Genomic DNA, 14,183 nt, shown 5'->3' with positions numbered 1-14,183 from the left:
TCATTGAACCCTACTTATTTTTTGGTTACAATCATAATGTAAATGATAATTATTATAATTATCATTTTTTGGTTTTTTATTTAGGCTGATAATTAGGAGCTATAATGTATTCATATATCAAAGTAAAATTTTTAGTTTTACTTACTGTATTACTTGTTTTAGTTGGATGTGATAATAAAAAAGAACAGCAAACACCTGTGAAAAAGGTTACCGTTGAACATGCTCAAGGCAAAACTGATGTACCTGAAAATCCTAAAAAAGTCGTTGTTTTTAATATTGCAACACTTGATATTGTTGATGCTTTGAATATTCCTGTCTCGGCTGTTCCGCAATCTGATGTACATTTACCTGATTTTTTATCTAAATATAGCGATAAAACCTATACTAATGTTGGGACCTTATTTGAACCAAATTATGAGGTATTAAGCACAATTGAGCCTGATGTTATTATTGCTGGTGGTCGCGCTAATGATGCTTATAAAAAATTAAATGACATTGCTCCAACGATCTCTTTAGATATTGACTCAAAAGACTTTTTAGGTAGTTTAACGCAAAGAACAGAGCAATTAGGCACTATTTTTAATAAGCAAGATGAAGCTAAAAAGCTTATTACTAATTTTAATCAAAAAATTGAACAACTAAAACCAAAAACAAGCACTGCCGGAAGTGCATTAGTCATTATGGTTAATGGTGGTAAAATGTCTGCTTATGGTCCAAAATCTCGTTTTGGTTTTGTGTTTGATATACTTGGTTTTAAACCTGCAACCACATTTCAAGAAGCTGGACGTCATGGTAATGCGGTGACCTCTGAATTTATCTTAAGTGTTAACCCGCAGTGGTTGTTTGTATTAGATAGAGATAGTGCAATAGGTAATAAAGAAGCACAATCTGCACAGCAAGTACTAAGTAATGACTTAATTGAAAAAACAGCGGCATGGCAAAATCAACATGTTATCTATTTAGATTCAACTTCAATGTATATCGCAGGCGGTATTCAAACTTATAGTCGTTTGATGGATCAAATTAGTGAAGCTTTACATAAAACATCAACAAATTGATGTGACTCATGGTTAAGTCGTTTTATTTTATTGCAGGCATTTTCATTTTATTGATAATGACTGCAATAAGTCTATTTATTGGTGCAGGGCATGTAACGCTATTTGAACTGTGGTCAGATAGCAATATGCGCGAGATTTTTTTTGTAAGCCGCGTACCTAGAACAGCTGCTTTATTATTAGCTGGCAGTGCTATGAGTGTTGCTGGTTTAATTATGCAACTGCTAACACAAAATCGCTTTGTTGAACCCTCTTTGGTTGGTACAACTCAATCTGCTAGTCTTGGCTTATTAGTAATGATGGTTTTAGCGCCTAGCGCAAGTGTTATGACTAAAATGGTTATTGCCAGCTTATTTGCCATGATTGGTACAATGATTTTTATGGCAATTTCTCGAAAAGTAATTTTTAAATCTACTTTGATGGTACCACTTATTGGTATTATGTTAGGATCTGTTATTAGCGCAATTACCACATTTTTTGCTATGTATTTTGATTTGTTACAATCACTTGGTGGTTGGGAATCAGGTGATTTTTCTGGAATTTTACAAGGTCGTTATGAGCTATTATGGCTGGTCGGCGGATTGACATTACTCGCTTGTTGGAGCGCAGATCAATTTACTGTGGCAGGATTGGGTCGAGATTTTTCGATCAATGTGGGACTTAATTATCGCCGTGTTATGTTGACTGGACTGATTGTTATTGCATTAATCGGTGGTATTGTTGTTGTGGTAGTTGGCGTTTTACCATTTTTAGGATTGATTGTGCCCAATATTGTTAGTTTATTATTTGGTGATAACGTCCGTAAAACCATTCCATGGATCTGTTTATTTGGTAGTGGATTAGTTTTAATTTGCGATATTATTGGACGTATTATTCGCTATCCTTTTGAAATTCCTGTTAGCGTAATTCTTGGTGTAGTTGGTGCTATTATTTTTTTAATATTGTTGAGTCGAAAACGCCATGTTAGTTAGCCAAAAACGCCATTGTTTATGCCAAAAAAGAGTATTTTTATTGTTTATTATTGCGCTAATTTGCGTAATTTGCTTTATGGTCTTTGGCCTAAAGGGCAATATCAGTTACATTTTGATCCATCGAACATGGATTATGCTAACTATGATTTTAGTTGCTTTCTCGGCAGCAACATCAACATTGCTTTTTCAAACGATCACTAATAATAGAATTTTAACTCCTTCAATTATGGGGTTTGAATCTCTATTTGTACTCATTCAAACTGTTGTGATCTTTTTTATTGATTCACAAGGCATTCCTTATATCGGTATTGTTGGCAAATTTATAGTTGAATCACTGTTATTAATCTTATTCTCTCTATTTTTGTATCGAGGTTTATTTACTAAGCTCAAGCAAAACTTACATTTGGTGTTATTAATTGGTATCATTTTAGGTACATTATTCCGTAGTTTTTCTAATTTATTGCAGCGTTTGATGACGCCGTCTGAATTTGCTGTGCTACAAAGTCGTATTTTTGCGACATTTACACGCGCAGAGCCTATATTGATCATCTTTTCATTGGTGATTGCAACTATTATTGGTCTATTTTTATGGCGAATGCGATTTAAGTTTGATGTGCTAGCTTTGGGGCGTGATAATGCAATAAATTTAGGTATTGATTACCAAAAAAATATCACTATTATTTTGTTGCTAGTCTCTGTTTTGGTGTCGATATCAACAGCATTAGTTGGACCGTTTACGTTCTTAGGTCTTTTAATTGCTAATTTAGCTTATAGTATTAGTGGATCAAGCCAACATCGTTTTTTACTCCCTACTGCTTTTTTATTAGGTATTATTTTTCTTGTTGGTGGGCAAATGCTCTTAGAGCGAGTATTAAATATGGTTGGTGCATTATCCATTGTGATTGAATTTATTGGTGGTTCTTTGTTTATTTTCTTATTATTAAAAAAGGTTAGGATGTGATAAAAATTGCTAATGTTAGTAAAAACTATCAAACAATACCTGTACTAAAAAATGTCAGTGCGACCATTTCACAAGGTGGCATTACTGCCATTATTGGTCCAAATGGTGCGGGTAAATCGACGTTACTATCGATTATCAGTCGACTTTTATTAGCTGACGAAGGGCAAGTTAAAATCCAAAATATGGATGTTGTAAATACACCGAGTGATAAACTTGCCACCTATTTATCCGTATTAAGGCAGGAAAACCGTTTTACCAGTAGATTGACTGTCTTTGAGTTAGTCGGGTTTGGACGTTACCCTTATACCAAAGGTCGATTAAATGCTGATGATTATAACCATATTCATCGTGCCCTTGATTTTTTAAATCTTACCGAATATAAAGAGCGTTTTTTAGATGAATTATCAGGTGGGCAACGGCAACGAGCTTATGTTGCCATGGTACTTTGCCAAGATACTGAATATGTATTACTTGATGAACCACTCAATAATCTCGATATGAAACATGCTGTTGCTATGATGAAACAGTTGCGCCGTGCTGCCGATGAACTGGGTAAAACAATTGTGATTGTTATTCATGATATCAACTTTGCATCAGTGTATTCAGATTACATTTTAGCCATGAAAAATGGCGAACTAATATACCAAGGTAGCCCACAACAGATTATGAATGCGACTATTTTAGAAGATATATTTGATACTCCAGTCAAAATTGAACATGTCCATGATCAAAATATTGCTATTTATTACTAATGACTAATGTGCTTATTGTTATTGATAGGACTTGGCGAAATCCTATTTTTTTGAATCAACCCTTTTTGTATTTAGGCTTTTTGCAAAACATAAAATATAGCTAACTTATTGAGTAGACATTAGAATCAGTCTTTACAAATTATTCTGATTCAGGTTAAATAACTAACTATATTTTAGCTGAGATAGTGTTATGAAATTAGAACAAATCGCTCTTTTGGCGGGTGTTTCAAGAACAACAGCAAGTTATGTGATTAATGGAAAAGCCAAAAAGTATCGCGTGAGTGACAAAACAGTTGAAAAAGTCATGTCGGTGGTAAAAGCGCATAATTACCAACCTAATGCCGTAGCAGCAGGACTTAGAGCTGGTAAAACCCGTACTATCGGTTTTATTATTCCTGATTTAGAAAACAACAGTTATACCCGCATCGCTAATTATTTAGAACAGCTGGTAAGAAAAGAAGGATATCAGTTATTATTAGCATGTTCTGAAGATAATCCACACATCGAAAAAGAGTGCGTTAAGCATCTTCAGCAACGCCGAGTAGATGCTTTAATTATTTCATCGTCATTTGTTTCTGCGCAGGATTATCTTTTTTATGATAACTGGCAAAACGAAAAGATTCCATTATTTGCACTTGATCGAATATTATCCATCTCTAAATTTAGAAATATTGTAGGGGCGGATAGACAGGATTCTAAATCACTAGCCAAAGCATTTAATAATTTTGTAAAAGATTCAGCGGTTTATATTGGGGCTTTACCAGACTTGTCTGTTAGTCAACTTCGTCTAGATGGCTTTAAAGATATCCAGCTTAATAATTGCAATAAAATTGATTTTTTATATGCAAATAACTATAGTCGTCAAGATGCTGATTTTGCCTTTAGCCAATGGTTAGAAAGTCATGAGATGCCTAATGGCATTTTTACTACTTCCTTTTCTTTATTACAAGGAAGTATTGATGCAATTTTAAGAAAATTTGGACATTTACCCGATACTTTAACTATTGCTACCTTTGGCGATAATGAGTTGTTAGATTTTTTACCATGTAAAGTCATATCGCTTGCACAAGATCATAAAGAAGTTGCGAATATAACAATAAAACTGTTTTTAAACTATCTGCATAATGAAAATTACCAATCGGGTACGACAATAATTCCGAGGAGATTGATCTATCGAGGTAGCTTAAGCCGTTAAGATATTGATAGGCACTAAACGCAATATTGGTTTTAAAACAGTTTAAATTTTAGATAAAAAATAAGATCCAGATCACAAATTACTTATTAATAGACATAATTTATTTGATAATTGATATTAATTTATTCATTATTGCTGAAACGATTCAATAATGTTAATTCAAGGATTTATATTTGCTGAGTCATTTTAGTCGACCCAACATTTTAACCCAGAGGTATTTATTATATGTTTCATTTAGTTAAAGAAAACATTCATTTAAATGAACAAGCTACCAATAAAACTGAAGCGATAAAAAAAATTGCTACAGCCTTAACGAGTGCAGGATTTGTTGAAGAAGGTTATGTCGATGGCATGCTTGAACGAGAAACTCAAGCGGCGACATATTTAGGTATCGGTCTTGCTATTCCCCATGGCACAACAAAAACACGTCATTTGGTCAAAAAAACAGGGGTACAAGTATTTTGTTTTCCTAATGGTGTTGAATGGGGGGATGATGGTGAAAAGGCCTATCTTGCAATTGGTATTGCCGCAAGCTCTGATGAGCATCTAGAATTACTTCGTCAACTAACTCACGTACTTGGGGCTGATGGGGTAGAGGAGCGCATCAGAAAAATTCAATCGGCGGACGAAGCAATTGCCATTTTAACCGGCAAAACAAGTCTAGAAGATAGTCAATTCACAGTAAATGAATCTGCATTATTATTGGATATTCCTGCTGATAGTTTATCAACACTACAAGCATTAAATGCATCGCGTTTAAAACAGCAAAATGCTGTCAATACAAGTTTTATTACTGAAGTATTAGATAATAAACCTACTTACCTAGGTGATGGTGTTTGGTTAAATGATAGTAAAGAAGGTAATTTAAAAAATGCTATAGCAATTAGTCGTACCACTAGTAATCTTAATGAAGATGGTAAGCCAGTTAAGTTACTTATCACCATGTCAGTCGTTGATGATTCTGTTTCTGAGGTTGTAAATAACATTGCAACTTTAGTGTTTAACCAAAAATTAGCATTACTATTATCAGCAAATAGCGATGGGTTTATCAATCTTCTTTTATCTGGCTCTGAAACGACAGGAGGTGCTGATAAATCAGGAATTCAATCGACCTCTACAAATGAGTCGACAGCTACTGAATCGAATAATGAATCATTAAGTCGAGAATTTATTATTCCTAACGAGAATGGTTTACATACTCGTCCATCGTCTGTTTTAGTTAAACTCGTTAAAGAATTCAACAGTAAAGTCACCGTTGCTAATTTAGATGGTAAAGGTGAAGCAGTAAGTGCAACGAGCTTAATGAAAATTGTTGCGCTAGGTGCCAAAAAAGGCAGTCGATTACAATTTACTGCCGTTGGTGACGATGCCGAACAAGCGCTTGAAGCAATTGGCAAAGCGATTGAAAGCGGTTTAGGTGAGGGTGTTTAAATGACTTATCGTATTGCAACAATCACCTTAAATCCTGCTTATGATCTCTTAGGTTTTTGCCCAAAAGTAGAGCTTGGCGATGTTAATTTAGTCCAAACCAATGCATTACTAGCTGCTGGTAAAGGCATCAATGTTGCTAAAGTTTTGTCGGATTTAGATGTTCAATTAACCGTTGGTGGTTTTTTAGGTAAAGAAAACCGTGATGGCTTTAATTTATTATTTAAATCATTAAATGTGGTTGATAAATTTGAAACAATTGACGGTCGTACACGTATTAATGTCAAATTAACCGAAGAAAATAGCGAAGTGACCGATCTAAATTTTTCTGGCTTTACTATTAGTGAGCAAGACTGGCAAAGCTTTGTAAAAAACTCGCTTGAATGGTTAAAAGACATTGATATGGTTGCTATTAGCGGTAGTTTACCTGCTGGGGTATCACTTGATAAATTTACAAATTGGATGGAACAAGTTAAAGCGATTTGTCCAAAAATTGTATTCGATAGTAGTCGAGATGCATTGGTCGCAGGATTAAAAGCAAAACCATGGTTAATTAAACCAAATGATAAAGAGCTCGAAATGTGGATAGGTCGCAAATTATCTACACTCGATGATGTAAAAAATGCTGCTATGGAATTAGTTAATGGTGGCGTTGACAATGTCATTATTTCGCTTGGAAGTAAAGGTGCATTATGGGTCACTAAAAATGAAGCATGGTTAGCAAAACCACCTAAATGCCAAGTAGTTAGCACTGTGGGTGCCGGTGATTCAATGGTCGCTGGTTTAATATATGGTTTAATCACTGAGCAATCAATTAAAGACACTTTAGTATTTGCATCAAGTGTTGCGGCTTTATCGGTTGGACAGGCTGGTGTGGGTATCGCTGAGCGCCAAGCTGTAAATAATATGCTAGAAAAAATTGAAATAATTGCTGCATAAGGAGTATTCATGAATATATATATTATTGAAGGTAGTCATGCAGGTCCAGTTAATGGACGTTTAGCTAAAGCAGAATTAGCTTTAGCGGCAAATGCCTTAAATTTAAACGTAGTTGAAAATGCGGCATCAGCAGATGTTATTGTTGCTGTCGGTTCGGGGACCATCAGTGATAAATCAGTGGTGGGTAAAAAAGTTTATGTTATTGAAGACTTAAATCAGCTTTTTGCTAATCCAAAACAGATTTTAACTGATGCACAAAGTAAAGCGAGTGTTTATGAACAATCTGCTGAGGTGGCACCAACATCAACGCCAAATAATGGTATAAAACGCATTGTTGCTGTTACTGCCTGTCCAACAGGGGTTGCACATACCTTTATGGCTGCAGAAGCGATTGAAGAAGAAGCCAAAAAACGGGGTTGGTGGTGTAAAGTTGAAACTCGTGGTTCAGTCGGTGTTGGCAATGAATTAACACCAGAAGAAATCGCTTCTGCCGATGTAGTTATCGCAGCTTGCGATATCGATGTTGACTTAAGCAAATTTACAGGTAAAAAACTTTATCGCACCAAAACAGGACCAGCCCTGAAAAAAACAGCACAAGAATTTGATAAAGCATTTGAAGAAGCAACGGTTTATCAGCCTGCAAATGCTGCAAAAACTGAATCAAGCAATGATAAAAAAGGTGTTTATCAACATCTATTAACCGGCGTATCTTACATGTTACCAATGGTGGTTGCAGGTGGTTTGATTATTGCACTTTCATTTGCTTTTGGTTCGTTTGAAATGGTTGATGGGGTGCAAAAATTAATTGGTGAACCGCATTTAGCTCAAATTGGAGGGCTTGCTTTTTCACTTATGGTGCCATTGCTTTCAGGTTATATTGCTTATTCTATTGCGGATAGACCTGGGCTTGCACCGGGGCTTGTGGGTGGTTTACTTGCCGTATCGACTGGCGCAGGCTTTTTAGGTGGGATTATTATTGGTTATTTTGCAGGTTATTTGGCGCTATTAATCACAAAATATTTACCATTACCAAAAACGCTAGAGGCATTAAAGCCAATACTAATCGTACCACTATTTGCAACGCTTATTACAGGTCTTGTGATGCAATTTATTGTTGGTACCCCGATTGCATGGTTAATGAACGTTGTAACAGTATGGTTAAATTCAATGGGTACTGCCAATGCTGTTATATTGGGGGCTATTTTAGGGGGAATGATGTGTACTGATATGGGTGGGCCAATTAATAAGGTTGCTTATGCATTTGGTACAGGTTTAATTTCAGCACAAGTTTATGCACCAATGGCGGCAGTTATGGCGGGGGGTATGGTTCCACCTTTAGCGATGGGCATTGCAACACTTATTGCACGCAAAAAATTTGCTAAAACTGAACAAGAGAGTGGTAAAGCTTCATTGGTATTAGGTTTATGCTTTATATCGGAAGGGGCAATTCCATTTGCTGCTCGTGATCCATTACGTGTTATCCCATGTTGTATTATTGGTGGGGCAATTACTGGTGGCATGGCGTTAGCTTTTGGTTCAACATTAATGACGCCACATGGAGGGTTATTCGCTTTAGCCATTCCTGGCGTGGTTAAACCAGTAGGTGGCTACTTGTTATCTATTGTGGCTGGTTCTGTTATTGCTGGTGTGGCTTATGCATTTATTAAACAACCAGAGTTAGAATCTACAGCTGTAGCTTAATTCTGAAATATAAATAAAAAAAGCGCCATCATTTGATGGCGATTTTTTTATCATCAATACGTTATTTTTTTATCCAACGTTGTAAATCTCTAGGAATAAAGTGATCTATTTGTTGTAGCATAGATTTCGGATCTTCCGAAACGATTAATGTTTTATAAAAACTATCTCGAACAAACCCCTCGTTCACAGCATGTTGTAAAAAATTGAGCATAGGCTGCCAAAATTCAGCTGGATTAAATAAAGCTACCGGCTTTTCGTGATAACCGATTTGCATACCCGTCCAGACTTCAAAAACCTCTTCTAGCGTACCTGTTCCGCCCGGCATTGCAATAAAGCCATCGGCAAGCTCAGACAGTCTTGCTTTGCGCTGATGCATATTATCTACCACTTCTAAACGAGTGATACCGTGGTGAGCCGTTTCGGCTTTGACTAAACGTTCAGGGATAATACCAATTACCTCGCCTCCATGAGCTAAGACTGCATTAGCAATAATACCCATTAAGCCTTTATTACCACCACCATAGATTAAACGCCTGTGTTGCTCCGCTAATATTTTACCTAATTGTTCAGCATGAGTCCGGTATTCTAGGCGGCTTCCTTCACTTGCACCACAAAAAACACAAATATTTTTTTTCATCAATTTTATTCTACCTGTTATGTCACTTACTCATTATTTTAACACACTAATCGCCTGATTTGCTTACAAGCTGAGCAGTTGATGCTATTTGGTGTTTTATAGATTGACATTGTTGTTATAGATAGTTAATATTCTGCCTGTTAAGTGTTCCTCCATAGTTCAGTCGGTAGAACGGCGGACTGTTAATCCGTATGTCACAGGTTCAAGTCCTGTTGGAGGAGCCAATTTTCGAATTCTTAGAACCTGCTTATAGCAGGTTTTTTGTATCTTAAAATACCTACCTATTTATTTTTTTGTTATAACAAATACGCTTAAAACCACGTTTTTTGGGATATGTATTTAATTCTTTAATCTTCTTATAAAATTAATGAGTTGCTAAAAGAAATTAAAATGATCACAATTGGATTGAATGTTATCATGGTAGTTATTTTTAAATATTAATTAAAATCAACTTGATAAATAAACGGTTTTTATAGTCAAACAATATTCTCATAATATTGTAAGGTCAATATAGCTGCCCTTTTACCGCGCTAGAATGTGTCGACAATTAAGCGAGATTAGCACGGCAAGTATGGATGTTTGGCGAGTTTGGGCTTTGTTAGGAATAAATTTGAACATCTGAGTAAAGTAAAGATAGCATCAAAGAGGCGAGTATTAGATGAAGGTTTCCACGCTAACGTCTTCGCTATAGATTCTGACTATGGCGACAAGCTTGTTGTCGAAGGAGAGGACTACGATGTAATCTACAACGATGACCCCATTGATGACTTCGGTGTTATTTGTACTGACCTTAGCTTTTAGCATTTAGTTCTTAGTCTTTAGAACGCGGTGGTGCTTATATGACTGTTGTTGATCAAGTTATCAAAGAACAGCTCCCGCGTGTCAGTTGGGGGGCGCAGGCAGAGCCTGCGAGCTTTGCGCTTTAATGACGGAAAATCAAAAAGCACTTCCCCGACTGACGATGCTTAAGCTGTAAAAAGTTACTCAACATAAACAATTAGATATTATCATAATAAAAATTGAGTAAAATTAGTACCAAACAAAACAGGTTATTTTTTAGCTAGTTTTTTGTATAAATGTCAAACGATTTTTTTATAAAAATATCAAAAAGTGATGATGTGTGATTGTAGTAAGGTGGTTTTTTGTGGCGTATAATTTGGTATCCACTAAACAACTTTCTAACGTAAAATCAACATGAAATTTAATATAATCATTGCAGCCTTAATGGCAACCAGTTTATCTTGTGCTGCTGTAGAGCCTGCTCCGCATTGGGATTATGAAGGCGAATTTAAACCCGAAAATTGGGGAAAACTTTCACCTGAATTTTCAACCTGTGAAAATGGCAAAAATCAATCGCCGATCAATATTGAACATGCACTAAAAACGCACCATGATAAACTTAAACTGGTGTTTAAACCCAGCAAGCAAGAAATCATCAACAACGGTCATACCATTCAAATCAATGTTAACGAAGGTAATACCTTAGAAATTGATAATGAAATCTTTACGTTACAACAATTCCATTTTCATGCACCAAGCGAAAATATGATTAAAAGTAAACCCTTTCCGATGGAAGCTCACTTTGTTTATAAAAACGACAAGGGCGACTTAACGGTTATCGGCCTGATGTTTAATAAGGGAAAAGCTAACCCTGAATTGGCGAAAGCTTGGCAACAAATGCCAGAAGAAGAAGGGGGTACAGCAGCATTAAATCAGCCTGTCGATATTAAGACTTTATTACCGAATAGGTTAGATTTTTATCGCTTTAGTGGATCTTTGACAACGCCACCTTGCTCTGAAGGTGTTCGATGGATTGTGTTAGAACAAGAAAGTAGCGTGTCTGCCAAACAAATTGAAAAATTCCACTCAATCATGCATCATGATAACAACCGTCCAATCCAGCCTTTAAATGGTCGTGTGATAGTTAATTAATACTTTTTGGCTCTATCGGTGAGAGCGAGTAGAGCCAATAATTACTGCACTTATCACTTATAACACACTAAAATATATAATGTATTTTTTAATGGCTTTTTGTCATTAAACATTACACGAATACCGTATAAAAATTTTACGCTATCATCAAATAATATTAATATCCTGTCAAAACATGAAAAGTCATATAATCAGGACTGCTTTATTGATTTTATGTTCAGGTGTTTTTTATCTTTATCTTATCTTTAGTGCCTCAGCATCTTGATTGTCTTCAATCATATTCTATAAATACGAGTGGATAGGTTAAACTAACTGAACCACCTATCGTTATATGCTTTTAGGGATGAAAGCATGATTATTGGCAAATTAAGGTTAAATCATCAAAGAAAAGTTTCTCCAGCTCAAGAGCAATTGCGCCCACCAATATAGCAGCAATACTTAATCCTGCATGAATTACAAAACAAGTTGGGTTTGTAATAATGTACTTAATCCACAATTGATCACCTAATATAAATGATTAATGACTTAAATTTTAAAAAAGGTTATATTATTCAACACTAAAAATAGTGTTTTTTATAATTAAAAAGGAATAGTTAACATGAAAGGAAAAATTTTTAGTATTGCCATAATATTATTAGCTGGAGCTTGTATGCCCCTTTCAGCTAATGCAATTTATGAGATAACTTGCCCTGATTCTGTTCAGGTAAACGCTATCCCCACCGAATTAGAAACATTACCTGAAGGGTGGCAAATATTCGAACAAAAAAATCTGTTGTTGCGAGTTGATAGTGGTGAAGTATACCATGGTAAACCAGTGAATTTAGGACAGATGATACCCTTTACAACTACCATTAAAGGTAAAAAATATAAGGATTCATGGAGTGTTGATACTCGTTATGATACACCTAATGATACTGGTTATTGGTTTAATTGTTCTTATTCACGTAATCGGGTTCGCCTGATAAAACACATCGATCCGACTATGAAAACCTGCTGGGTAATCTCTTCAAAAGATGCAAAAGGTAATATGAAAGTAAAACTAAATTGCGATAAAAAAATACATGAAGGTCGACAATCATATTCTAAACGTGAAAATAAAGTTAGTTTAAGCTCTAACATCGGATAAAGTTAGATAGCAAAAATAGCCTTGGTTTAGATAGTTAATAGTCTAATGCATTTAACTTAATAAAATGATATTAACTATTAGAAATCATTGCATTTTTTATAAGATTAAGAAGGAATAGCAAACATGAAAGGTAAAATTTTAAGTCTAGCTGCAATTGTCGTAATGGGGGGGAGTCTTTGCCGTTCAGCTAATGCAAATCAAGAGATAGTTTGTCCCGAATCGGTAAAAATAAAATATGCTAAACCTGAACTAGAAGTTGTGCCTGAAGGCTGGGAAGTGTCTGAAAAAGGCTATGATAAGAATAAAATTAATGGTTTAATTTTGCCAGAAGATATCGCTCACACCAGCTCTCTTATTCGACTCAATCAAGTTGAAGTATATTCCGGAAAATCAACTGATTCAGCAAAACGAATAAAACCCAAGCCCGCAACGATAAATGGGAAAAAATATCAGGCAGTTTGGTTGTTAGAGAGCAGTGATGATACTAATAAACTGAGCTTTTGGGCTAGCTGTAATTATAACTACAATAACGAAGTACAATTGACAAAGCCTATTGATGCATCACTGAAAACTTGTTGGGCAGTTGACACCCAAGATCAGCATCAAGGAACACTTGCTAAATTAGTGTGTAGTACTGAAAAAGCAAAATAAATTAATATTAGTTTGGATATTTCGGGGATATGTTTACATTTCCCACAAAAGTTATACCTCAATAAAGATAGTAAAAGGTAGTTGTTTGTGACTGCCTTTTACTTTTGTCAGAAATTGGCGTGTTATATAGTCCTTTATCACACTTATAACCATATTGGAGCAAGTGAAATAAATAATGAAAATCTGGTTTGATTAAATCGTTATATAGATTGCTTTTCTATATGTTGATTTATAAAATCAATGACAGGTTGCCAAATTTCTTGTTCGGGTGCTTGATAATCCCATAAGGGTGTAACTAACTCATCTAATATTTGCAATTTAGCGAGAAAATTTTTTGAATAGGTTTGACGTTGTTCATCTGACATGGCTAGTAACCTTTCTGACGAAATGTATTTGCGCTTTTGCCGTGGGTTTTCAATAAAATTGCCTAAACTACATAATTCTTTCTCATTTTCACATTCTGAATAGGAAAAGGGATAAGTTTGTTCTACTTGTTCAAAAGCATCTGCAATTTGCGGTAAATTTACTGCTTTCATTGCTGGTACAACATATTTTGCTGTAGCATAATTCCATAAAAGATTACACCAACCATCACTTTGCCAATGACTAATGGTATGAATGACAACAAAAGCATAGAAAGCATTTCGATCCAGTTTTGTGCTTAGCTCTGATTCGCAAGGGATACACTCATAAATCTTATCAAAGAACGCGATGACATCTTCAAAATCAGATAGCTTTTGATTCTGAGTTAACATATTAATTGTTATCATATTATTTCCTTATCCTAATTTATTTGCATTTTAACATATTTGAAAAGCAATGAAATGCTATCTTA

General features: G+C 35.2%; 13 protein-coding genes and 1 tRNA gene. 12 read left to right on the top strand and 2 right to left on the bottom strand.

Annotated features, from left to right (window positions below):
* Positions 1-104 precede the first annotated feature (104 nt).
* From GQ593_RS01905 to fruA, 8 genes are all read left to right on the top strand, one after another.
* A complete protein-coding gene (locus tag GQ593_RS01905; protein ID WP_160430373.1) occupies positions 105-1,058 on the top strand; it encodes a siderophore ABC transporter substrate-binding protein in 954 nt (317 codons plus the stop codon).
* Between the two features lie 8 nt (positions 1,059-1,066).
* Positions 1,067-2,026, top strand: coding sequence for an ABC transporter permease (locus tag GQ593_RS01900; protein WP_160430372.1), 960 nt, complete (start codon positions 1,067-1,069; stop codon positions 2,024-2,026).
* Positions 2,016-2,987: an iron chelate uptake ABC transporter family permease subunit gene (locus GQ593_RS01895; protein WP_160430371.1), complete on the top strand. Its 972-nt coding sequence runs from the start codon at positions 2,016-2,018 to the stop codon at positions 2,985-2,987. The genes GQ593_RS01900 and GQ593_RS01895 overlap by 11 nt, the downstream gene beginning before the upstream one ends.
* On the top strand, positions 2,984-3,739 hold the full coding sequence (locus GQ593_RS01890) for an ATP-binding cassette domain-containing protein (RefSeq protein WP_160430370.1): 756 nt from the start codon (positions 2,984-2,986) through the stop codon (positions 3,737-3,739). Before GQ593_RS01895 ends, GQ593_RS01890 begins: the two co-directional genes overlap by 4 nt.
* A 190-nt stretch (positions 3,740-3,929) precedes the next feature.
* Positions 3,930-4,934 (top strand): catabolite repressor/activator, encoded by a 1,005-nt coding sequence (gene cra, locus GQ593_RS01885; protein WP_160430369.1) that lies wholly within the window; start codon positions 3,930-3,932, stop codon positions 4,932-4,934.
* A gap of 225 nt (positions 4,935-5,159) precedes the next feature.
* A complete protein-coding gene (gene fruB / locus GQ593_RS01880) occupies positions 5,160-6,365 on the top strand; it encodes a fused PTS fructose transporter subunit IIA/HPr protein (RefSeq protein ID WP_160430368.1) in 1,206 nt (401 codons plus the stop codon).
* Positions 6,366-7,301 (top strand): 1-phosphofructokinase, encoded by a 936-nt coding sequence (gene fruK / locus GQ593_RS01875; RefSeq protein WP_160430367.1) that lies wholly within the window; start codon positions 6,366-6,368, stop codon positions 7,299-7,301.
* Between the two features lie 9 nt (positions 7,302-7,310).
* Entirely contained in the window at positions 7,311-9,002 is a 1,692-nt protein-coding gene (gene fruA, locus GQ593_RS01870; RefSeq protein WP_160430366.1) for a PTS fructose transporter subunit IIBC, read from the top strand.
* A 61-nt stretch (positions 9,003-9,063) separates the two neighbouring features.
* Here fruA and GQ593_RS01865 read toward each other — a convergent pair whose 3' ends face one another.
* Complete coding sequence (locus GQ593_RS01865) at positions 9,064-9,639, bottom strand: TIGR00730 family Rossman fold protein (RefSeq protein WP_160430365.1); 576 nt, start codon at positions 9,637-9,639, stop codon at positions 9,064-9,066.
* Between the two features lie 148 nt (positions 9,640-9,787).
* On the opposite strand from GQ593_RS01865, the gene GQ593_RS01860 reads away from it, so the two are divergent.
* The 4 genes from GQ593_RS01860 to GQ593_RS01845 all read left to right on the top strand — a co-directional run bounded on the left by GQ593_RS01860 (position 9,788) and on the right by GQ593_RS01845 (position 13,348).
* Positions 9,788-9,863 (top strand) — tRNA-Asn (locus tag GQ593_RS01860).
* 970 nt (positions 9,864-10,833) lie between these two features.
* Complete coding sequence (locus tag GQ593_RS01855; RefSeq protein WP_160430364.1) at positions 10,834-11,571, top strand: carbonic anhydrase; 738 nt, start codon at positions 10,834-10,836, stop codon at positions 11,569-11,571.
* Positions 11,572-12,169: 598 nt separating this feature from the next.
* Positions 12,170-12,697 (top strand): STY0301 family protein, encoded by a 528-nt coding sequence (locus GQ593_RS01850; protein ID WP_160430363.1) that lies wholly within the window; start codon positions 12,170-12,172, stop codon positions 12,695-12,697.
* A 123-nt stretch (positions 12,698-12,820) separates the two neighbouring features.
* Positions 12,821-13,348 carry an STY0301 family protein gene (locus GQ593_RS01845; RefSeq protein WP_160430362.1) on the top strand — a complete coding sequence of 176 codons (528 nt, stop codon included), beginning with the start codon at positions 12,821-12,823 and terminating at the stop codon, positions 13,346-13,348.
* 200 nt (positions 13,349-13,548) lie between these two features.
* On the opposite strand, the gene GQ593_RS01840 is transcribed toward GQ593_RS01845, so the two are convergent.
* Positions 13,549-14,118 (bottom strand): hypothetical protein, encoded by a 570-nt coding sequence (locus GQ593_RS01840; protein ID WP_160430361.1) that lies wholly within the window; start codon positions 14,116-14,118, stop codon positions 13,549-13,551.
* Positions 14,119-14,183: the final 65 nt, after the last annotated feature.

The sequence above is a fragment of the Gilliamella sp. Pas-s25 genome, assembly GCF_009795885.1.
In the GTDB taxonomy this organism is placed as follows: domain Bacteria; phylum Pseudomonadota; class Gammaproteobacteria; order Enterobacterales; family Orbaceae; genus Gilliamella.
Note: the sequence above shows the minus strand (reverse complement) of the source record. Positions and strands in the feature narration are given on the sequence as shown.

What these genes read in the sequence shown, in the direction of transcription:
- GQ593_RS01905 (WP_160430373.1), top strand. Translation starts at nt 105, where the DNA reads ATGTATTCATATATCAAAGTAAAATTTTTAGTTTTACTTACTGTATTA.
- GQ593_RS01900 (WP_160430372.1), top strand. Translation starts at nt 1,067, where the DNA reads ATGGTTAAGTCGTTTTATTTTATTGCAGGCATTTTCATTTTATTGATA.
- GQ593_RS01895 (WP_160430371.1), top strand. Translation starts at nt 2,016, where the DNA reads ATGTTAGTTAGCCAAAAACGCCATTGTTTATGCCAAAAAAGAGTATTT.
- cra (WP_160430369.1), top strand. Translation starts at nt 3,930, where the DNA reads ATGAAATTAGAACAAATCGCTCTTTTGGCGGGTGTTTCAAGAACAACA.
- fruB (WP_160430368.1), top strand. Translation starts at nt 5,160, where the DNA reads ATGTTTCATTTAGTTAAAGAAAACATTCATTTAAATGAACAAGCTACC.
- fruK (WP_160430367.1), top strand. Translation starts at nt 6,366, where the DNA reads ATGACTTATCGTATTGCAACAATCACCTTAAATCCTGCTTATGATCTC.
- fruA (WP_160430366.1), top strand. Translation starts at nt 7,311, where the DNA reads ATGAATATATATATTATTGAAGGTAGTCATGCAGGTCCAGTTAATGGA.
- GQ593_RS01865 (WP_160430365.1), bottom strand. Translation starts at nt 9,639, where the DNA reads ATGAAAAAAAATATTTGTGTTTTTTGTGGTGCAAGTGAAGGAAGCCGC.
- GQ593_RS01855 (WP_160430364.1), top strand. Translation starts at nt 10,834, where the DNA reads ATGAAATTTAATATAATCATTGCAGCCTTAATGGCAACCAGTTTATCT.
- GQ593_RS01850 (WP_160430363.1), top strand. Translation starts at nt 12,170, where the DNA reads ATGAAAGGAAAAATTTTTAGTATTGCCATAATATTATTAGCTGGAGCT.
- GQ593_RS01845 (WP_160430362.1), top strand. Translation starts at nt 12,821, where the DNA reads ATGAAAGGTAAAATTTTAAGTCTAGCTGCAATTGTCGTAATGGGGGGG.
- GQ593_RS01840 (WP_160430361.1), bottom strand. Translation starts at nt 14,118, where the DNA reads ATGATAACAATTAATATGTTAACTCAGAATCAAAAGCTATCTGATTTT.